Origin of the sequence: Halomicronema hongdechloris C2206, assembly GCF_002075285.3 — a bacterium.
Taxonomy (GTDB): domain Bacteria; phylum Cyanobacteriota; class Cyanobacteriia; order Phormidesmidales; family Phormidesmidaceae; genus Halomicronema_B; species Halomicronema_B hongdechloris.
This window is the reverse complement of the sequence record NZ_CP021983.2, coordinates 652,860-673,397: the sequence shown is the minus strand read 5'-3', so window position 1 is coordinate 673,397 and position 20,538 is coordinate 652,860. Positions and strand designations below refer to the sequence as shown.

Annotated in this window: 20 protein-coding genes and 1 pseudogene; 9 read left to right on the top strand and 12 right to left on the bottom strand. The window is 56.1% G+C overall.

The window, feature by feature from the left end:
- Positions 1-10: 10 nt before the first annotated feature.
- The 4 genes and pseudogenes from XM38_RS28605 to XM38_RS03175 all read right to left on the bottom strand — a co-directional run bounded on the left by XM38_RS28605 (position 11) and on the right by XM38_RS03175 (position 4,341).
- A pseudogene (locus XM38_RS28605) lies at positions 11-2,277 on the bottom strand (transglycosylase domain-containing protein).
- A 56-nt stretch (positions 2,278-2,333) separates the two neighbouring features.
- Entirely contained in the window at positions 2,334-2,831 is a 498-nt protein-coding gene (lspA, locus tag XM38_RS03185) for a signal peptidase II (RefSeq protein ID WP_080809075.1), read from the bottom strand.
- Positions 2,832-2,836: 5 nt separating this feature from the next.
- The gene (locus XM38_RS03180) at positions 2,837-3,475 is read right to left on the bottom strand and encodes a biotin transporter BioY (protein ID WP_080809078.1); all 639 of its coding nucleotides are present in this window, start codon (positions 3,473-3,475) and stop codon (positions 2,837-2,839) included.
- The gene (locus XM38_RS03175; protein ID WP_306441456.1) at positions 3,472-4,341 is read right to left on the bottom strand and encodes an ion transporter; all 870 of its coding nucleotides are present in this window, start codon (positions 4,339-4,341) and stop codon (positions 3,472-3,474) included. The genes XM38_RS03180 and XM38_RS03175 overlap by 4 nt, the downstream gene beginning before the upstream one ends.
- Positions 4,342-4,449: 108 nt before the next feature.
- On the opposite strand from XM38_RS03175, the gene XM38_RS03170 reads away from it, so the two are divergent.
- The 3 genes from XM38_RS03170 (at position 4,450) to XM38_RS03160 (ending at position 6,275) form a co-directional block, all read left to right on the top strand.
- The gene (locus XM38_RS03170; RefSeq protein ID WP_080809082.1) at positions 4,450-5,457 is read left to right on the top strand and encodes a sirohydrochlorin chelatase; all 1,008 of its coding nucleotides are present in this window, start codon (positions 4,450-4,452) and stop codon (positions 5,455-5,457) included.
- An 87-nt stretch (positions 5,458-5,544) separates the two neighbouring features.
- A complete protein-coding gene (gene sipA, locus XM38_RS03165; protein WP_080809086.1) occupies positions 5,545-5,811 on the top strand; it encodes a regulatory protein SipA in 267 nt (88 codons plus the stop codon).
- 47 nt (positions 5,812-5,858) lie between these two features.
- Entirely contained in the window at positions 5,859-6,275 is a 417-nt protein-coding gene (locus XM38_RS03160) for a PPC domain-containing DNA-binding protein (protein ID WP_080809088.1), read from the top strand.
- 421 nt (positions 6,276-6,696) lie between these two features.
- Here XM38_RS03160 and XM38_RS03155 read toward each other — a convergent pair whose 3' ends face one another.
- From XM38_RS03155 to ebsA, 3 genes are all read right to left on the bottom strand, one after another.
- The gene (locus XM38_RS03155; protein ID WP_080809223.1) at positions 6,697-7,212 is read right to left on the bottom strand and encodes a DNA recombination-mediator protein A; all 516 of its coding nucleotides are present in this window, start codon (positions 7,210-7,212) and stop codon (positions 6,697-6,699) included.
- A gap of 100 nt (positions 7,213-7,312) precedes the next feature.
- Positions 7,313-8,404: a phosphotransacetylase family protein gene (locus tag XM38_RS03150; RefSeq protein WP_080809090.1), complete on the bottom strand. Its 1,092-nt coding sequence runs from the start codon at positions 8,402-8,404 to the stop codon at positions 7,313-7,315.
- A gap of 141 nt (positions 8,405-8,545) precedes the next feature.
- Entirely contained in the window at positions 8,546-8,926 is a 381-nt protein-coding gene (gene ebsA, locus XM38_RS03145) for a type IV pilus biogenesis protein EbsA (RefSeq protein ID WP_080809093.1), read from the bottom strand.
- Positions 8,927-9,345: 419 nt separating this feature from the next.
- On the opposite strand from ebsA, the gene XM38_RS03140 reads away from it, so the two are divergent.
- Positions 9,346-10,740, top strand: a complete 1,395-nt coding sequence (locus XM38_RS03140; RefSeq protein ID WP_202978812.1) for a glycosyltransferase family 2 protein — start codon at positions 9,346-9,348, stop codon at positions 10,738-10,740.
- Positions 10,741-10,933: 193 nt separating this feature from the next.
- Here the strand turns inward: XM38_RS03140 and XM38_RS03135 are convergent, their stop codons facing one another.
- Complete coding sequence (locus XM38_RS03135) at positions 10,934-11,512, bottom strand: DUF2808 domain-containing protein (protein WP_080809098.1); 579 nt, start codon at positions 11,510-11,512, stop codon at positions 10,934-10,936.
- Positions 11,513-11,577: 65 nt separating this feature from the next.
- Here XM38_RS03135 and XM38_RS03130 point away from each other — a divergent pair, with 65 nt between their 5' ends.
- Positions 11,578-11,829, top strand: a complete 252-nt coding sequence (locus tag XM38_RS03130) for a hypothetical protein (RefSeq protein ID WP_080809100.1) — start codon at positions 11,578-11,580, stop codon at positions 11,827-11,829.
- A gap of 149 nt (positions 11,830-11,978) precedes the next feature.
- Here the strand turns inward: XM38_RS03130 and XM38_RS03125 are convergent, their stop codons facing one another.
- A complete protein-coding gene (locus XM38_RS03125) occupies positions 11,979-12,365 on the bottom strand; it encodes a YkgJ family cysteine cluster protein (protein ID WP_080809103.1) in 387 nt (128 codons plus the stop codon).
- 161 nt (positions 12,366-12,526) lie between these two features.
- On the opposite strand from XM38_RS03125, the gene psb30 reads away from it, so the two are divergent.
- Positions 12,527-12,637 carry a photosystem II reaction center protein Ycf12/Psb30 gene (gene psb30 / locus XM38_RS28600; protein WP_391540777.1) on the top strand — a complete coding sequence of 37 codons (111 nt, stop codon included), beginning with the start codon at positions 12,527-12,529 and terminating at the stop codon, positions 12,635-12,637.
- A 271-nt stretch (positions 12,638-12,908) separates the two neighbouring features.
- On the opposite strand, the gene ispD is transcribed toward psb30, so the two are convergent.
- Positions 12,909-13,592, bottom strand: coding sequence for a 2-C-methyl-D-erythritol 4-phosphate cytidylyltransferase (ispD, locus tag XM38_RS03115; RefSeq protein ID WP_088429062.1), 684 nt, complete (start codon positions 13,590-13,592; stop codon positions 12,909-12,911).
- A 209-nt stretch (positions 13,593-13,801) separates the two neighbouring features.
- Between ispD and XM38_RS03110 the strand changes: the two genes are divergently transcribed.
- Complete coding sequence (locus tag XM38_RS03110; RefSeq protein ID WP_080809108.1) at positions 13,802-14,767, top strand: glycosyltransferase family 9 protein; 966 nt, start codon at positions 13,802-13,804, stop codon at positions 14,765-14,767.
- 234 nt (positions 14,768-15,001) lie between these two features.
- Positions 15,002-15,541 (top strand): hypothetical protein, encoded by a 540-nt coding sequence (locus tag XM38_RS03105; protein WP_088429060.1) that lies wholly within the window; start codon positions 15,002-15,004, stop codon positions 15,539-15,541.
- A gap of 150 nt (positions 15,542-15,691) precedes the next feature.
- Here XM38_RS03105 and groL read toward each other — a convergent pair whose 3' ends face one another.
- Positions 15,692-17,323, bottom strand: coding sequence for a chaperonin GroEL (gene groL / locus XM38_RS03100; RefSeq protein ID WP_080809113.1), 1,632 nt, complete (start codon positions 17,321-17,323; stop codon positions 15,692-15,694).
- Between the two features lie 46 nt (positions 17,324-17,369).
- Complete coding sequence (gene groES, locus XM38_RS03095; RefSeq protein WP_080809116.1) at positions 17,370-17,681, bottom strand: co-chaperone GroES; 312 nt, start codon at positions 17,679-17,681, stop codon at positions 17,370-17,372.
- A gap of 451 nt (positions 17,682-18,132) precedes the next feature.
- Here groES and XM38_RS03090 point away from each other — a divergent pair, with 451 nt between their 5' ends.
- The gene (locus XM38_RS03090; protein WP_187329255.1) at positions 18,133-20,535 is read left to right on the top strand and encodes a filamentous hemagglutinin N-terminal domain-containing protein; all 2,403 of its coding nucleotides are present in this window, start codon (positions 18,133-18,135) and stop codon (positions 20,533-20,535) included.
- Positions 20,536-20,538 lie beyond the last annotated feature (3 nt).

Sequence of the window (20,538 nt, the reverse complement as noted above, 5' to 3'; positions counted from 1 at the left end):
TCGCCGTCCATTAGCGCAGGGCCTGTCCCATGTAATCGCCCCACAGAGCCGCCGCTTGGCCGCTGCTGGCCCGGGTGGGGCTGTTGTCATCGTTGCCCAGCCAAACGGTTGTCGTCACTTGATAGCGAGGCACGAAGCCAATAAACCACAGGTCTCGATTATCATCGGTGGTGCCTGTCTTGCCCGCTTCCCCGAAGCCTAGGGCCGCCGCCTGCCCCGTGCCCCCTTGCACCACTCCTCGCATGAGCTGAGTCAGCTGGTCGGCCACAGTAGCCGAGAGGGCTTCCCGGTCGGCATCGCCTGCCTGGCCAAACTCGTAGATGAGCCGACAGCTCTCAATAGCTTGGGGATCGGTGCAGTCACTGCTATCCAGGACCCGGACGATGCCATGGGGGCGATTCCAGACGCCATCGTTGGCAATCGTCGCAAACGCTCCCGTCAGCTGCAAGGGCGTCACTTCACTCTGGCCCAGCACCAGCCCCGGCACTGGGTTTAAATCCGCCTCAATTCCCAGGCGACGGGCCACTTGCACCACCGCCTCCAGGCCCACAGCCTGGGCAATTCGCAGGGCCACCACATTTTCAGAGCGAGCCAACCCGGTGTACATATCTAAGGCGCCCCCCCCGGAGCGACACCCACGAAACTGCCGACCGCCCCAGTTTAGCGAGCTGCAACTGTAGGTGGTGCCGGGCGAAATGCCCTGTTCTAGGGCGGCTGCATAGGCAAACACCTTGAAGGTGGACCCGGGTTGCCGCAGCGCTTGGCTGGCGCGGTTGAATTGACTCTGGCCGTAGTCGGTGCCCCCCACCATGGCTAATACGGCCCCACTACTGGTATCGACGGTAATGATTGCCCCTTGGGAATAGCCCAGTGAGCGCCAGTGGAGTTGACTGACTCCCGCAGGGCGGCTTCAGCCTGGGCCTGCAGATCTAGATTCAGGTTGGTTTCGACGATAAAATTACCCTCTCGGGCCAGTTGTACCCCCAAGACTTGCTCTAGCTCTTGAAAGATATAGCTATAGAAATAGGGAGCGCGGGTACCCTGCAACTCTTCCCGGGCATCGGGGCTGATTTCTAAGCGAGAGCGCCGGGCTCGCCGCGCCTCCTCTTGGCTGACCATGCCCAGGGAAACCATGCGGTTTAAGACCCGATCGCGGTAGGCAATGGCGGCTTGATAGTCTTGCACCGGGTTGAAGGCATTGGGGGCCGGCAGAATCCCCACTAGGGTGGCGGCTTCGGCCAGGGTTAGATCTCGGGCTGACTTGGCGAAGTAAAACTGAGCGGCATCCTCAAAGCCGTATAGATTGCTGCCTAAATACACTCGGTTGAGGTAAGTCAGCAGCAGATCATTTTTGCTGTAAAAGGTTTCCAGTTTTAGGGCGACGATGGCTTCTCGAATTTTGCGCCCAGCCGAGTCCTCGGTGCCGACATACTCTCGGTAGATGCTGCGGGCCAGCTGTTGGCTCAGGGTGCTGCCCCCTTGGCGAATCTCGCGACCCCGCAGATTGACGAGCAACGCCCTCAAGGTGCCGATGGGATCGACGCCGAGGTGCCAGTAATAGCGGCTGTCTTCAGAGGCTACCAGGGCCTTGGCTAAATAGGGGGAGAAATCTGCCAGGCGACTTTGTTCGACGTGGGCCCGATTGCGTTGCGGGCGCAGGGGCACCTGGCGATCGCCTTCTTGGGCATAGATAATCACTGGGCCTTGCACCGATTCTGGCAAGGGTCGCATGGGCACCTTGGGCCATTCGATGGCGACGATCCAGGCCCCTAGGGCCAGAGAGAGGCCGGTGAACCCATAGACGGCGTAGCGGGTGGACTGCACATACCAGGGGGGGGGATCCACGAAACGCACGGTGACGGCATCAGTGAGGGCGGCAGGCCCCAAGGTGACCACATCCTGGTGATGCAATCGGGTTTGGGTGATGCGCTTCTTGCCGCGATAGATGCCGTTGGTCGATTTTTTGTCTTTGAGGATGAAGGGGTGGCCGGGACGGGTGCGATCGCGAGTCAAGGAGGCGTGCACTTGGCTGACGATGGGGCTGCGGATAGCGATGTCGCACTCTGATGAGCTGCGCCCCAGGATGTAGCGCTCTCCCAACAGGGGATACACGGATGTCTGCCCTTTGTAGTCGACGTGGAGTTCGGCCACCCGCGCCCCTGGTTTCAGGGCCAGCTTCGAAAAGTCAACCTGGGCTTGTACCCGTTGAAACGCTTGGGTAACCTTTCCCAGGAGAGTTCGAGGGGGGGGTGGATTGGGCGGCGATGACCGGGTCATAGTAGCAAGCGTCCCATGCTGCCCCTATTCTAGAGGGTGTTTCAGGAAGGGAACAGTTAACGGCGGGGTCTTTGCTTGGCAGTGCCATTGCCGTTGGGGTGTTTTAAGGCGGCAATCAGTAAACAGGCGATACCTAGGTTAATGCAGACATCCGCCACATTGAAGATGGGAAACCCAATCAGGCGGAAATCTAAGAAATCGACCACCTCACCGGCCACCATGCGGTCAATGCCATTGCCCAGCGCGCCACTGAGAATCAATCCATACCCTGCTTGTTCCCAGCGGTTGGCCAGCGTCACCCGCCAGCCTAAGACAATTAAGCCGAGACTGACTAACAGCGATAGCCAGCGCAGCCAATCGCCATTGTCGGCGAATAAACTAAAGGCGGCACCGGTGTTGGTGACATAGGTGAAATGAAACACCCCAGGCCAAAGGGGCAGGCTGTCTGGCGGATCGGTTAACTGAAAACTGCGAACGACCCAATACTTCGTCAGCTGATCGAGGGCTAGGCCAATGGCTGCTGCCACCCAAAACAGTCGGTTTCGCACTCTCATAACGACTAATAGAACAGTAAGCGCCGGGCGATGAAGGCGATCACCGCCACGGCACAGGCGACGACCAATTGTCCTGGCAGTGGCCATAGGGAATAGGTGGCGACAGCTTGCAGGAAAGATAGGGAGGGATTCCCTATCCAGCCAAATCCGTAGGCAATACAGAGGTAGAGCACCCCGCAGCCATGGATTGCCGTGAGACCAGACACACTACTCAAGGCTAATGTTTCTAGTTTAGGGGCATCGCGGAAGGCCAGGTACCCACAAATCCAGGCGGCGGGGACAAAGCCGACGAGATAGCCAAAACTCGGTTCTCGCACATAGGCTAAGCCGCCCCCCTGGGTAAAGACCTGCAATTCAAATACCTGAAAGAGCAAGAGTCCCAGGGTGAGGTAGGCGATTTGGGACAGGGCGGCGGCGGTTTTGCCGCCTAGGCAGCCGGTCAACAGCACGGCCCCTACCTGAAAACTCACCCCCAAGGAGTAGACCCGCAGCCCGGCGCCGCCCCAGCTCCAGGGGGCATTGGTGATAAAGACCTCCATCCAGGTGGCGGCGATGGTGAGGATGAGGCCGATCAGCGCCCAAAACAGCTCAAATGGAGCAAACACCTGCAAGATCCCCTGATTCCCTATCGGTAGGCGATTCATTTTACACCTGGCTGACCCGGTTCGAGTGAGGCCGGTGAGATTGCCTCTGTGGCCATGGGGTCTGGCGAGGGATTGGGCCCCGGCTTAAATAGTGGGTTACCGCATCGTTTACAAAACCGGGCGTCGCTGTCGTGGCCATAGAGGCCGCAACTGGGACAGGAGACTTGATCGGGGTCTTTAGCCTTGGCCACTTGACCAATTAGCCGACCGACTTGGGTGGGAATCAAGGCGATGCCGGTGAGAATCATCATGATGGTGAGGGCCCGCCCCGCTTCAGAGACTGGGGTCACATCGCCAAAGCCAACGGTGGTCATGGTGACGACGGCGAAGTAGGCGGCATCTAGAAAGTTGCGGAAGTTGTCTGGATTGGCGGGGTGTTCGACCTGAAAAATCAACCCAGAGTAGATGAAGATGATGGTGAAGAGGGTGAAGAGAATGCGGGTGACAATCAAGGTGTCTTGGGTTTTGAGGCGGCCCCCTAGCTGCTGATTGGCTAAGAAGCGCCACAGCCGCAGCAGCCGTAACCACCGTAGCAGGCGGATGAAGCGCAGGTCGAGGAAGCCCAACAGTAACGGTAGGATTGCAATCAGATCCACGAGACCGTATAGGCTGAAGAGGTATCGTCTGGGCTGCTCTGCTGACCAGGCCCGCAGCCCATATTCTAGGGTGAATGCCGCCAGAATCAGCCAGTCCATCCAATCCAAGACTATCTCTAGGGAGGCTGGGATGGTGTAGGTCTCGATGACAAAGATGGCGCTGGAGAGGATAATCAGGGTTGCGATCGCACCATTGACCGCTCTTCCCCAAGGCGTCTCCAGGTCTTCTAAATAGAATCTAACCCGCTGTTGTAGGGTCATGGGCTCCATAAATGCCTCCCCCGAGGATTCCTCCCCCCCGGCCCGTGGGCTAAGATGGCGAAGCGGCGGCATTCATCTGAGTTGACCGCGCCATGGGAACGAAGCAGCGATTACACAATGCCAACACACCCTATCATCACGAGAATTAGCGACTTTGTCACCTCCGACGTCACGCCTTTGCCTGAGTTGCCAGCCCGCCGTCCCTTACTCCTGATTGGCCACGGCAGCCGCGACCCGGAAGGGCGCCAGCATCTCCTCGACTTTGCTAGTGCCTATCAAGCCCTCGATCGCTCACGACCAGTGATTCCCTGTTTTCTAGAGCTAACAACGCCCACCATCCTCGATGCCGTCGACCAGTGTGTTGCCCAAGGCTATACCGATATTTCGGTCATGCCAGTGTTGCTCTTCGCCGCTCGCCACAACAAATTTGACGTCACTAACGAATTAGACCGGGCCCGCCGACGCTATCCTCAGCTGACCTTTCACTATGGTCGTCACTTCGGCATCACGCCAGAAATCCTAGATCTCTGGCATCAGCGCCTGCAGCAGCTGGACGAGCCCCGCTACAATCCCCGAGGCATTGCCCGGGACGATACCGTCCTGTTATTCGTCGGCCGCGGCGCCAGCGACCCCGACGCCAACGGTGATGTCTATAAAATGGCCCGCCTCCTCTGGGAAGGCAGTGGCTACCAGACCGTTGAAATCTGTTTCATCGGCATTACCCATCCCCGCCTAGACGTCGGGTTTCAACGGGCCCGCCTGTATCAGCCCAAGCGCATCGTGGTGCTGCCCTATTTTCTCTTTACGGGCGTCTTGGTGAAAAAGATCATCGACATCACCAGCCAGCAACAAGTTGAATGTCCTGGCATCGAGATTACCTGCCTGCCGGAGATGGGCAGGCATCCTAACCTGATGCAGGTATTGCGACGTCGGGAGATCGAAACCCAACGGGGTCAGGTGCAGATGAATTGCGAGCTGTGTAAGTTCCGTCTGGCGGCGGTTTCAATCAACGGCCATGGTCATCATGGTCATGATCATGGTCATCACCATGGACCCCATCACAGCTCGGGGGATCCGTATCAGCAGCCCCAGCAATACCACCAGCGGGCCTGGCAGGTGCCCTAGTCACGAGTCGAGAAGCCAAGACTTTAAGAGACAGAGAACGGCTGGCCCTATGATCAATAATGAGTCGCTCAATGTCTGCCAGCCACCATGCCTAGTTCATTTGCAATCGGCGACCGGGTCCGTCTGGCCCAACCGCCGCCCTATCTCAAAACCGCTGACTCCATGCCGATGCTACGGCCACCAGACTTGCTCTCGGTTGGGGCTGAAGGCATTGTCATGGAGCATCGACCGGGGGGCTACTGGAGCGTTCGCTTTCAGCCAGGGACCTTCCTACTCGATAGTCAGTATTTGCAGAAGGTTAGCCCCGATTCCCCCGAGGTCGATTCCCCCGAGGTCGATTCGTCTGTGAATTAGCGCTTAGCGCTGCTTTGACGGAGAACTAGTACAGATTTTGAGCCGCCATGAGTGTTCAAATCCATGCCCTGCGGCTGCATCCCGGTCAGGATTTGCGGCGAGCCTTAGGAACTTACGCCCAGGAAGAGGCCCTGGAGGCCGCCGTAATCGTCAGCGCCATTGGCAGCTTAGAAACGGCAGCCCTGCGCTTCGCCGGGCAGTCTGAGGCTCAGGTGCTGCAAGGACCGTTTGAGCTACTGTCGCTGGCGGGAACCCTGTCGACCCACGGCCTGCACCTCCACGGTGCGATCGCAAATGGAGCTGGCAGTGTCTGCGGTGGCCATATTGCGGCCGGTTGTGTGATTTATACGACCGCCGAAGTTGCGATTGCAGCTTTGCCTGGCTACAGCTTCAGGCGAGAAATCGACCCTCAAACTGGCTACCGGGAACTGTGCATCAACCCCGCTAGACAGGAGTCACAGTAACAGGGCATGTAGCGGTTAACCCCGCGACCGTGTCAAAGACCCCAAAAAGACGAAACAGGCCACTAGAAACAGCAGGCTGCCACATACCCCCAAAACATCACCATTCTTCAGCGTCGAAACCGTGAAAAAGAGGGCTGAGGCAATGAATAGCAGCCATCCTATCACTTGACTGCGGTGATGATGGCCTTTGAAACTGGGTTTCATAACCGAATCACTTTAAACACTCAAATGACATCGTTGATAGTACTTGTTAAGCGCTGTGCGAGAGCTGATGATTCCCTGTCGTCCGCATTGTTGAGAACCCCGAGTCGTGAAGCGTCGGCCCAAACCTTTCCCAAGAATGCAAGAATCTCGCCCGATTCTGAAAGCTAAGTTGGCAGCTTGATACAGCTGACGTCAGTGCCATTTGAGCTAAGGATGACTAATCAAAATAGAATAGGGTAACGATCTTGCGCTGTTCTTCTGCATCCTGGCAAGTCTTCAATAGCGTGTGGCTATCGTGAAACGCGAAGCAGATCAGCTGTTGACAGCGGGAGATGATTTCTTGGTTACAGAGGGCACTGGCTTCGGCCAACGAGAGGGAATCGTTCTCTGAATTCTCTACCAGGTGCATAACCTGCTCGAGTTGCTCCTGAGACTCTCGAGGTTGGCGAGCCAGACTCTGGGGCAGAATTACAGTCAGCAGGTTGGCATCAGCCTTGGTAGCCCCTCTAATGGCTGCAGAATTGGTTCCAGTTGCTCCAGAGGTGATAATGCGGTTGCCTCCTAGCACCAACGCATAGGTTAGCAACTCAATCAGCTGCTGGTGTGTAATTGGCACATGGCGAGACCCAAGAATCGCAATCCGCTTAGAGCTAGATTGCTGAATGGCAGCTAACTCCTGTAGAAAGACGTCGACTTTGAGGCTATCGACAGGCGCTTCAATAGACTGACTCAACGGCTGCACCGACACGACATGAACGGGCTCATTGTATCAGACTGGCTCCGATTCTTATCTGTATGACCGGTTTGAAGGCGAAAAACCGCGGCGTTTAACCTCAGGAGAGACTAGCAGCCATGGGCAGATTCAGAATGTCCATCAGGCGATGAGCATCTAGGTGATGCTGCATGAGCTCCTGGACACAGGTCACTTTGGCAGGTTCATGTAACCTCACTTGACCAAAAAGCTGATCAATCTGCTCCACGGTGGTTAAGGTATCGAAATCGACGGATAAAATCGGAATTTCTAGATCTTTAGCTCGAGCCAAAATCGCCTCAGAAGGAGACATATGGCCGGTTAACACCAGGCAGTGGGTCGATGTTTCTAATGCTGCCAGCTGGATATCGGTACGATCTCCGCCGGTGACAACGGCCATGTTGATACGTTTACGAAAATACCGCAGGGCCGAGTTCACATTCATGGCACCGATGGCGAGGCTTTCGACCATGAGCTCCAGGCGATCCTCACAGCAAAGGACCTCAGCCTGTAACTGCTGCACCATCTCCCTGACGCTGATGCTGCGCATCAGGGGGGTTCTAGGCAGGGTAGCTAAGACAGGAATTTGGTGGCGTTCTAAACAAGGCCGCAATCGCTGATTGACTGACTCTAGGTGCTCTTCTGGAATATCGTTAATGATCACCCCAGCCAAGTGAGTCCCTAAACGCTCCTTGGCAGCCAACAGTGCATCAACAACCAAGAGGGAATGAAACCGAGCCACCAAAATCACAGTTGCCTCAATGGCTCGAGCCATATGGGGTAAAGATAGTTGGAAGAGAGCTCCTTCGTCTAACGTGCCAGGACCTTCTAGCAAGACCACAGCCTCTTCTCCTTGCCTGGCATAGGCAGTGGCTAGCCGTTGACAATAGTTGAAGCTATTTTCGCCAGCTAATTGGGCTGCGATGGTGTCATCGTCTAGGTTAAACAGGGGGAAGCGCAGGCGAGACTCGGGTAGATCTAGGGTGCGGGCAATGAATTCTACATCTTTGTCGGCAGTTGCAGATGAACCATTCCCTAAACATGTGCCAATGGGCTTGCCATAGGCAATATCAATGCCTTGTTGTTGTAGCTGCAGAGCGATGCCGAGGACGGTCGCCGACTTGCCGCTGTAGGCTTCTATGGATCCGATCAGCACATTCACCGGCTTTGGCACGCCCACACTCCTTCTCAACTCATGCTTGCTTATTCTTGTTATGGCTCTAATTGCACCGTCCAAGATTAGAGGGCTATTGGAGCCACGATCCGATTTTATGGCCTATGGCCAGTGCTCAGGTGATACAACCATAGCAAACCCTTAATCGTCTAATCGGAGTAGCTTCCGGTAGAAGCTTTTGGAGAAATCAGCAGGGCGCTTGTGTCGTAGGGCTGCCACAACATCGAACAGAAAGTCTACAAATTCGAAGGTGGCCATGGTGATTTCGTAGCTTAGTTCGGCATCGTCTTCGAACTGCAGGCGGCAGCGAGTGAGATCGGCGGGCAAGACAGACACATTCCAAGTGGCCAGGAAGGGAATACTATCCCCCCCCTCAATGATGCGTTCTCCTTCCAGGTTGCCCTGCTTGTAGAGCCCAATGGCATAGGGCAAGGCATTACGCTTACCCCCCTGGTAGTAGGGGATGTAGACACTGATGTCTTGTTTGGTTGCTGGTTTGATATCGTCGAATGTCAACCCCATGAGTCTTCATGTGAAACAGTTGATGCGATGCCCTTTGTGTACCGGCCTTTAACTCTCGCACCGGGCCTGTCAGGGCATGGGTTCAGCTAGCCGTAGTGGAAGGGGCTAATCCTTCTGGGGCTAGTGTATTCATTCCGCGATAGTGTGAACAAGAGCGCGGCCAAACACCGCGCATCTGCTCGGTAACCCGTTAAGATAAATGAACGGATTCAATGTCCGATTTCAATGTCCGATTAAGTTGCGGTACCTATCAGTCCATGATGGCATTGTCTTACCGGACAACATGCGATCTGCCTTTAAACTGGGTACGGTATCTGTTCCAGGATACTGCTTCTCCTCAGCTTGGCCCACAGCTTCGCATTGACACCACCCCATAGGGATGGTGTGAAACTTGGATGGTACATCAATCAAACGTCTCCATGCTTGAGCAGATCAATCCAGCTGCCATTGACTTAGATGATCTGGATCTCGATGAGTTTCCCGGCTACGCCGGTCGTCGGCGCAAGGCAGCTATGACACTGACAGCCCTCTGGAGTGGCACCACGATCTTACATTTGATGACCTGGGGGCATTGGATAGTGGTAGCTTTGACTGTTCTGTTGAGTGTGCATGCCCTACGGCTGCTGATAACGTCCCCACTACCAGGGCCTCAGCCCTTACCATCTCTGGCTGATGCGTCCGATGCTTTCCTGGATGCGCAACGGTGGCCCTATGTCTCTATTCTGGTGGCGGCTAAGAATGAAGAAGCGGTCATTCAACCCCTGGTGCAAACCCTCTGTGCCCTAGATTATCCTCAGCATCGCTACGACCTCTGGGTAGTGGATGATAACAGTTGCGATCGCACCCCCATTCTCCTAGATCAGCTGACCCGTCAGTACGACCAACTGCACGTCATCCACCGCACCTCAGAGGCCACCGGTGGCAAATCAGGGGCCCTAAACCAGGTCCTACCCCATACCCAAGGCGATGTCGTGGCGGTATTCGACGCTGACGCCAAGGTGCCCATGGATCTGCTGCGTCGAGTCATCCCCCTATTCCAACGCCCCCAAGTCGGTGCCGTGCAGGTACGTAAAGCCGTCACCAATGGCACCACTAATTTGTGGACCCAGGGGCAACAGGCCGAGATGGCCCTAGACAGCTACTACCAGCAACAGCGCATCGCTGTCGGTGGCTTGGGAGAACTACGCGGCAACGGTCAGTTTGTGCGGCGTAGCGCCCTGGAACACTGTGGTGGCTGGAATGAAGCCACCATCACCGACGATCTAGACCTCACCTTCCGGCTGCATATGAATGGCTGGGATATTGACTTCCTCCTGCATCCAGCCGTTCGAGAAGAAGGAGTAACCCGAGTCCTGGCCCTGTGGCATCAGCGTAATCGCTGGGCTGAAGGGGGATATCAACGCTATCTCGACTATTGGCGGCTGATGTCTCCCACCCGCCTAGGACTCCGCAAATCCCTCGATCTCTTCGCCTTCTGGGTGATCCAATACGCCCTTCCCTCGGTGGCACTGCCCGATCTACTACTTTCCATCAGCCGCCATCGCCTCCCGATCTTCATGCCGGTTTCCTCGATGGTGGTATTCCTATCCATTGCCGGTATGGTGTTTGGCCTACGCCGTACCCAAAGCGCCCCCTATTTGCCAGCCCTATTCCAGGCGATACGCGGCACCCTTTACATGATCCACTGGGTCCTCGTGGTTGCTAGCACCACCGTGCGTCTATCGGTTCGACCAAAGCGCCTAAAGTGGATCAAAACGGTGCACCTAGGGCTAGAAGACGATGCTACCTTAGATGTCTCCAGCCAAAACCTCTAGGTCGTTAACCACTGGGAGAGTTTAGCCAGTACCTGATGGCCAGCAGTTGAGTGACTGGTCGGAGGCCTCACTGCTCCCTAGCCAGAGCATAGTTGCCGAACTGACGCCCCAGTCGACCAAAGAGGGCTACGCTACCAGCACCGTAGTGTCGACGCGGCGACGATCGATGTGGCGATGACTATGGCAACGGTGACTATCGAATCGGATCCGAATCGTGGTCATAGAAATGCAGACGGCCATAGCCAGCAAATTCCTGCCTCACCTGTTCTCCGTCCGGGGCAGCAATGACTCCAAACAAATAGACTCCACCCCGCCGTGGATTGCGATGGGGTTCTAGGGCAATGGTGACCTGACGTCCGGGAGGAACCGGTGGGTCAAAGACAACGGTGACCGTCTGGGTGTCTCGGTCCTGGGTAACTTCGCCCAACGTCAACCGACTATTCCGCTCACGGCGAGTGCCCTCAAAGGCTTGGGTGGCTTCGGCGTCAAACCGAAACATCGGATCGCGTCCTTCCGCCAACTGCAGCGAGACCCAGCGCAGCGACTCACCGGCGGAGGGATTCAGATTCAAGGTGAAGTAATACCTGACATGGCGGGCTCCAGCTTGGTTGCGGGTCGCGGTTGCCTCCGAGAGTCGCGGCGGATATTCAAAGGCAATGGTTCCATCAGCTAACTGAGCTGCCGCCAGTTCCCTAGAGGACGTGAGACACGTCATCCCACTGGCTGCAATCAGGCCCGCCAACCCGAGTCCTAGGAGGTGATAGTTGGCCATAGCACCGTCTCCAACACTATCTCCATGATGCTTCACCCATGCCAAAATAGCACCCCAGAAGACCCATGGGGCAGCTCAAGTCTCCTCTAGTTGAATTGGCTGGGCTCTTACTGATGATTCCGGTGATCTATGCCTACGGATTGACCCCTGCCATGAGTGCTTTAGGCCTGCCCCTTGATGCCACGCCTTTGGCGGTGGAGCCAGCCATGAATCAACTTCATGGTCTCTATTGGGGGCTGGAGAGCTTGAAACTGTTGACAGGCTTTGCGCTGTTGCGCCTGTGTTATGGCGACTTAGTTCCTGCCGAGAATACCTAAGCTCACTAAATGATGGTATCTCTGGGGCATGACTGCTTTTGTCTTCCTGCTGATGCGATCGCAACATCCAGGACCAGTCATAGGCCGATCCTTAGCAGCTCAGAGAAGGCTTCATTGGTTGATTAGGCGATTCACTGTGTTTCTGGCTACTACTTTTCAGAGTGGTAGCCTTGAGCATTAGCGGCGTTGTCGTCTACCGCAGTATTAAACCGTTCCATCTCAGCGCTATGGGCGCCATGAACAGCGGTAATTTGCTGGCGACAACAGTCAATGGCAAAGGCGTTCAACTCCGAGGAGTCAATGCCATACATCGCCTCGAAGGTCTCTGCTTCAACGCGACAGAATCCAGGTCGCTCAGCATAGATACGACAGCGGCGAGTGGCGTGGTCAAAGTGAATGCACCACCCATCTGCCCCGACCAAACTGAGATACAGGGCCAAATCAGCGGGGCTGAGATAGCAGTCCAGGTCGGGGCGGTCTTGAGGGTCGAGATGACAGCAGGCGCCGCAGCCTTCAATACATTGCCAGGTAGCCATGGCTAATCTAGGGACATAGAGGCTAGAGGTAGAGTTGCTTGGGACGCTGTCCTTAGAATTTTGTAAACTTGCTTAAACTAAGGGGGTTGCTTCCCGGTAGAATAGCGCAGGATGTCAAGTTAATCCCTCAGTTTCGTCGTTTGGGAGGATCCATAGAATTTATGAGTGGAACTACCTTTGAGCTGATTGCACAGCTAACCATGTTAACGATGATCGTGATCGCTGGCCCAGTTATCGTGTTTCTATTGGCAGCTCAGGGAGGCGATCTCTGAGCCCCTCTGGCTAGGGATGTCAATGTAACGGAGTTTTCAGGCACAGGTCTCATAGCAACTGCCTCAGCACTTTGGGTGACGGCAGGCGCGCTAGTCAGCCTCCCCAGATTTGGCAGCTGATGGTTCGGTTGCCTATGCAGCAATGGGCCAAGCTGATTAGGCTGGGGCTGTGGGGCTAAGGCAGCTAGATTATGGCCGCCTGCACTGGGGTCGACAGCAGTGCTGTGTAGGAGAGTGTTGTCTGCGCGGTGATAGTAGCCGCGCGGCAATATTAATGGGACCGCTGGCTCAAAATCCACTCTGCGATCGCAAGATCGCTGGGGGTGGTTACCTTAACATTGGTTTCCTCGCCAGGAATAACTTGGACAGGTAAACCACAGTTTTCGAAGAGGGCGGCGTCATCAGTCACCATCCACTGTAGCTGTTGGCCTTTGCTATGGCAGCTTTTCAACAGCGCCACATCAAACCCCTGCGGAGTTTGGGCTGCCCAGAGGCAGCGGCGGTCAGGCGTATTTTCAATCTTGAGATCACGATCCACTTGCTTAATCGTATCCTTGACCGGAACGGCAGCAATTAGGCCAGAGCAGTTCTCTAAAGCAGCCGCACAGCGATCGAATAAATCCGGGCTGATCAGGCAGCGAGCCCCATCGTGGATCAAGACTCGGGTTGCCTCTTCTGGTAAGGCTTGCAGCCCGTTATAAACCGATGCTTGGCGCGTATCGCCTCCTGCGATGAAGTGTACCGGCGTCGTCAGTCCCAAGCTATCAAAGATTTCCAACAACAGTGCCTGATCAACCGGCTGACCAATCAGCCCTATCCAAGTGATCCGTTGAGCGGCCTCAGCCGCCAGTAAAGTCCAGGCAATCAAGGGGCGCCCCCGTACTGTTAGCAAAACTTTGTTGCGATCTGCCCCCATGCGCCGCCCCATGCCGGCGGCTGGAATCAGTAAGTGCACAGTGAGACTCCTTGTGGTCAAATGGCGGCGACATCGCCGATATACCCAGTCCAGCTCCAGATCAGTGCTTGAGCTAGATATGAACGAGGTTCAAAGTCCACCCTATCGCGAATCCCATAGCGAAATTTAATCAGTTTTGTTTGAGGCTATTCTCTCCAAGCTCACCGCCTTCCACTAAAATATGGTGCGGACAGGCGCAGGCACTTACTATGCGAGTATTGGCTCTAGTTCCCGGTGGAATTGATGACCAGATTCTATTTTTTCCCACCCTTGACCATCTGAAGCAGGCTTTTCCTAAGGTTGAGATCGATGTGGTTACGGAGCCCTCAGCCAAAGCCGCTTACAGCGTATCTAAAACAGTTAGAGAAACCATCCCCTATACCTTTGCTACCCGCAATAGCCCGGCCGACTGGGCCAATCTACTCGGGATTATTCGCGATCGTGAATACGAAGTGGCACTAACCTTAACCCAAAGCTGGTCTCTGGGGTTACTGTTGTGGCTCAGTGGTATCCCGACCCGTGTCGGCTATGCCAGCTCTAGTAACAATCTATTTTTGACGGCTACGGTGCCGCTCAAGGCGCAACAATACCAGGCTGAACAGTATCACGACTTGCTAAAACCTCTAAGTCTTGACGCGCCTTGTCCTCCAGCCAGTCTTAGTTTACCTCAGCGCTCCCTGGACTGGGCCGATCAACAGCGGCAGCGCTCAGACATCGGCAACCAGGGCTATGTTGCCCTCTACCCTGGCGCAGCGGTGTCTGCTTCCGGTCAAGATGCCTATCCAGTGGACTCTTGGCGTACTATTCTCAAGGATTTCCAGCATCGACAACCCGATTTGCCCCTGGTGGTGATTCAGCAACCGGAAACAGTTAAGATCGTGAGCCAATTGACTCAGGCATTGTCCGGATTGCAAGTCATTCAAACGGACACTATCGCTCAATTAGCGGCCATTTTGGCTGGCGCTAATCTGGTCCTGAGCACCGATAGCTATCCGCTGTACCTGGCGGTAACCTTGAATGTTTTTGCCTTAGGGCTGTTTGGGGAAAATGATCCGACCCATCGCCTACCCGCTGCTCAGGGGGACGAAACTCGCTTCATTGGCATTCCGTCCCCTGGCCAAACCGTTGCCGATATCGCTCCTGAGACAGTGCTGAAAACCATTTGGAATGAGTAGCGTTGCACCCTGTAACAGGGAGATCGGTTCTGGATCCGCGGCCTCCTATACTGATGGGGAACTTTCTCCTTGACGGCACTCAGTCAGCTAGACTGCATCCCGCTATTCATAGGTGATTAAGCAGATGCGAGTCATTTCTGATCCTGCAGCCGTTTGAGTCTGGCTGCGCGATTCAGGGCTAAGGTCGTTATGGTTGCCGTAAGCTATGACCCCAAGACGTATTGAGGTATCGCTATGGATACGATCAAAGATCAGGCCAGTAAGGTTAGCCAGCTCCTGTTCGCTGCAGACACAGCCGCAACTTACCAAAAGGCATTCCGGCTGACTTGGGATATTCTGCGCGAGACAGCTGTCTTGCTATGGCTGGTGATCTGTTTGGTATTTGTTGGGGCTGATTGGTTCTGGCGCACGGCCGTGCGCCTGGGACGTCAGACTCGCAACTGGTACGAAGGTTTCACTCGCTCAAGCTCCGAAGACAAGTCTCTACAGGGGATGGGGCAGGCAGTTATATCCGCGGGCCAATCTAGCACTACCTTTTTGTTAACCAAGGCTCGGCAACGGTTGGGCGTCAAGGAGCCCGAGCCCTTGCCTGAGCCCGTAGCCAAGGCGCCACCTGCCACAGACACTCAGGCTGACCCCAAGTTTTCCACCACTGCCTCGACGACCACCACTATCCCTTCTAAATCGCCAGAGCCGGATGTGGAGCCAGATACTGGCAGCGATGCTGACCCCGCTAGTGAGGAGGATGAGTTAGATGACGCTGACGACCGCTAAGCAATCTCTGGCAGAGTCACCGTTGCCATATCCCTTCCAGCCGACCAGATAATTCCAGATTATTAAAACGCGATCGCATCTGACTCGATGCGATCGCGTCTATGCTATTTAGGGCTCCTCGTAGGGTCCCTCTGGCTGAGACAGATGACCTTAGTAGTCGAAGTCACCGCCCATGCCAGCACCAGCGCCGGCATTCTCCTTCGGCTCAGGCTTGTCCACTACGATACACTCGGTGGTAAGCACCATGCCAGCAATCGAGGCTGCATTTTGCAGAGCCGAGCGGGTTACCTTAGCCGGGTCCACAATGCCGGCCTGGAACAGATCCGTAAATCGGTCGTTAGCCGCATCGTAACCGGTGTCGAAGGGTTGTTCCTTCACCCGCTCCGCTACCACGGCGCCATTTTTACCGGCATTCTCCGCGATCCGCATCAACGGAGCAGCCAGAGCCCGCGAGACAATAGTGCCACCGGTGAGCTCCTCACCAGCCAGGTTGGCCTGCACCCACTGCTCCAGGTCGGGGACTAGGTGAGCCAGGGTAGTCCCGCCTCCAGGGACAATGCCTTCTTCCACCGCTGCCTTAGTGGCGTTGATGGCATCTTCCAGGCGCAGCTTCCGATCCTTCATTTCGGTTTCAGTAGCCGCGCCCACCTTAATCACAGCCACACCACCGGAAAGCTTCGCTAACCGCTCCTGCAGCTTTTCCTTGTCGTAGCTGGAGTCACTCTCTTCGATCTGACGCCGAATCTGCTCACAACGAGCTTTGACGTCGTTCTCATTCCCTTCAGCCACTAGGGTAGTGGTGTCTTTGGTAATGGTGACCCGACGAGCCTGGCCCAGCATCTCTAGCTTGGTATTCTCCAGCTTCAGACCAGTATCTTCGCTGATGACCTGACCACCGGTAAGCACGGCGATGTCTTCCAGCATGGCCTTGCGCCGATCGCCGAAGCCAGGCGCCTTAACGGCAGCCACATTCAGCACGCCCCGTAGGCGGTTGACCACCAGAGTGGCTAAGGCCTCTTTCTCGATGTCTTCAGCAATGATCAATAAGGGGCGGCTGGAGCGAGCTACTTGCTCGAGTACGGGGACCAGATCCTGCACCAGGGCGATCTTCTTGTCGGTGAGCAGCAGGTAGGGCTCATCTAGCACCGCTTCCATGCGCTCAGTATCCGTGGCGAAGTAGGGAGAAATGTAGCCCTTGTCAAAGCGCATCCCCTCGGTGATCTCTAGCTCGGTGCTCATGGACTTGCCCTCTTCCAGGGAGATGACGCCTTCGCGGCCCACCTTGTCCATGGCCTCAGCAATCATGTGGCCCACTTCTTCATCGTTACCAGCCGAGATGGTACCTACCTGGGCAATGGATTTGGAATCTTCCACCGGCCGAGCATGCTCAGCGATCTTGCTCACCAGGAAGTTAGTCGCCTTGTCGATGCCACGCTTCAGGGCGATGGCATTGGCCCCGGCGGCAACGTTGCGCAGGCCTTCCTTCACCATCGCATGGGCCAGCACCGTGGCAGTGGTGGTACCGTCACCGGCAGAGTCGTTGGTCTTAGAGGCAGCCTGACGAATCAGGGCCACACCGGTATTTTCAACGTTGTCTTCCAGTTCGATCTCCTTGGCGATGGTGACGCCGTCGTTGATGATCTGAGGGGCCCCAAACTTTTTCTCTAGGACGACGTTACGTCCCTTGGGCCCCAGGGTAACAGCGACGGCCTCTGCCAAGATGTCCATGCCTTTTTCCAGGGCACGGCGGGCGTTTTCGTTGTAAATGATGCGCTTAGCCATAGTTCAGAAGTGACGAATGTTGAGAAGTAAACAAATCGAGAAGGTCTTAGGACAAGGTAGCTAGAATGTCTTTCTCAGACAGCAAGACGAAGTCATCATTGCCGATCTTGACGTCAGTGCCGGCATACTTGGAGTAGAGCACCTTGTCACCGACTTTGACTTCCATCGCTTGGCGGCTGCCATCGTCACTGCGCTTGCCAGGGCCTACAGCCGTGACCTCACCAACTTGAGGCTTCTCCTTGGCTGTATCTGGCAGCAAAATACCGCCAGCCGTCTTCTCCTCCGATTCGCTGACCTTAACCAACACGCGGTCGCCCAGGGGCTTCATGTTAGCTACGCTTAGAGCAATTGCAGCCATACCCAAAAATTCTCCAGATGCGTTCGTTTAACTAGGTTGTGGGTGCCTATCCCCAATCGTGAATTGACGCTGAGTCAATCGCTTCGCGGGACTTAGCACTCTCCAGTCCCGAGTGCTAATTTACGCCCACCATTGATGCGATCGCAATTAATGGCAGAGTACGGGTTCCCGAACTGACGATATCCCTAGGCATCAGCATCAAAGCCCATGCCACCGTAGCCTATGGCCCCCGGGCTGCAACTGCCATCTAGTGTGAGGGAGAGTCGGCCATCGCTGCTTGAACCCAATTTTGGTTCGGGCTGTCTCGGCTATCTGAGCCAAGGGGATAGATTAAGACCTGCATCAAAGCTGCGATCGCAACGACATCTTCAACTATGCTGAGGCCATGTTGGCCCCTACCAGCAACCTCCGCAACCGCGCTGCCTGGCCTCAACGGCACCTCGAGTACACCATGTCCTCGTCTTCTCCAGCTTTGATAACGGCTATCGGCTTCAGCCACCTATGGCTGGCTGCGATGATTTTACCAGCGGCGGCTCAATCCATTCAGCCGGAGACGGGTGGGAAAACCGACGTCAGTCAAACAGGTAACCAAATCACCATCGAGGGCGGTTATACCTCCGCCGATGGCCGCAATCTGTTCCATAGCTTCGAGCAATTCGGCCTCAGTGCCGATCAGATCGCCACCTTCCTTAGTCAGCCAGGTATCGACACCATCCTGGGCCGGGTCATGGGGGGCCAAGCCTCGTACATAGACGGCCTGCTCCGGGTCAGGGGCAGTAATGCCAACCTGTGGCTGATGAACCCAGCCGGCATCCTCTTCGGCCCTAATGCCCAGTTGGACTTGACTGGAGCCTTCACGGCCACGACCGCCACTGGCATTGGCTTTAGTAGTGGATGGTTGCAGGCGTTTGGCAGTAATGATTATGGTGCCCTAGGGGGTGAGCCCACCGGCTTCGCCTTTGCCTTGGATAATCCAGGGGCAATTATCAACCAGGCAGACTTAACGGTGGCCCCTAGGCAGAGCATTGCCCTAGTGGGTGGCACCGTGATTCAAACAGGGTCCCTCACCGCCGCCGAGGGGGATATCACTGTCATGGCCGTACCGGGTCAGCATCGGGTTCAGATTCACCATAGCGCTATGGTGCTGTCCTTGGAAATCGACACCCTACCGGCAGGCATGGCTGCAGTACCACAGCCATTTACCCCGTTATCGTTGCCCCAACTCCTGACAGGCGGAACGCCATCGCCCGTCAGCGAGATCACGGTGCTGCCTGACGATGCCGTTAGGTTATCGGGCGCTGATCCGGTGCCGGTGTCCCCCGGGACAACTCTGATCAGCGGCAGCCTAGATGTTTCTGGATCCGAGGGAGGACGGTTAACGGCCTTGGGCACACGCGTCGGCTTGCTGGGGGCTGAGCTGACAGCCAATGGTGATGGTCGTGGCGGCATCATTCACATCGGCGGCGCTCGACAAGGACAATCGACTTTGCCCTCGGCCCAAGCCACCTACATTGACGCCGCCACCACCCTGCAGGCCAATGCCACCGGCGGCGATGGTGGGCAGGTGATTGTCTGGGCCGATGACCAGACTACCTTCCTGGGAGAGATCTCAGCCACCGGCAACCCCATCTCCGGCCGAGGGGGCTTCGTGGAGGTGTCTGGCAAAATCGCCCTCACCTTTGCTGGAACTGTGGATTTACAGGCTGCCCCAGGCGCCTTAGGCACCCTCTTACTGGACCCAAGAGACATTACTATCGCTGCTACCGCCAGTAATCCCGACCCGGCGGTCAACACTGCCCTACCGCAGATCTTGGCCAGCGATAGCTTTAGCCCCAATGACATCACGATTAATGCCGATGCCTTAGCAGCCATCACGGCGGAGGTGCTGTTGGCCGCCACCCGCGACATCACCCTAGTCGATGGCCTCTCCCTCACCTTCGCCACCACAGGCAATCCGGCCAGTCCTGGGGGTGATATTCGCTTGCAAGCAGGTAGACATTTCACCATGGATACCAACCAGTTCATTCGCGCCCCAGGGCGAGCGGTTACGATTGAGGCGGCAGGGGCTGTCACCCTCGGCGATATTCGCACCTATGGACCATCGGATGGGGATCTCGACGGTAGCATTTCCATCATTGGTACGACTATTCAAGCTGGCGATTTGAATGCCCTGCGACAAACTCCTCCAGACATCGATGGGTTGGGGGATGGCAACCTGAGTCGCGTGTACTTAGAGTCAACAGTTGGCGACATCGTTGTCGACACGGTGCTGGCCGGCAGCGGTGGCATCGGGATCAATGCTGCCAGGCGATTTCAAGCCCAGGATACCTTCACCATGGTGGCTGGATTTGCCGGCACCAATTTCACAGCCAACACCACCAGTCTGGCGGCCGTCTCTCCCGCAGGGGACGTGACGATTCAGCGGGGGGTGCCCATCGATCCGAATAACACCCAGGCGGGCATTGCGATCGCAGTTGAGCTGTTGAATCCCCTATCCACTGAGGAGTTCATCGTCGGTCCCAATACCGGGCCGGGGATTGTTCTGCCCAGCCAGAGCAGCGGCACGGCCGGGGGCATTTTGCGGGTGCGCCCAGACCGCACTATCGTCACCTCGTTTCAAAATCAAGCCTTTCTCTTTGACCCAACTCTGGATATCACCGCCACCGACAACCTGTCGGAGCAAGGCCCAGAGACCGCTTCAGAGACCGCTTCAGAGACCGCTACTCGTGGCGACGGGGACAGGCAGCCGCCAGAGGATGTCTGCATCACCATAGACAATCAGGACCAGGAGCCCCCCGACGAGATCCCCTGCCCAAATGCAGGGCCCGACCCGGAATCAACCCCTGCTGAATGACGG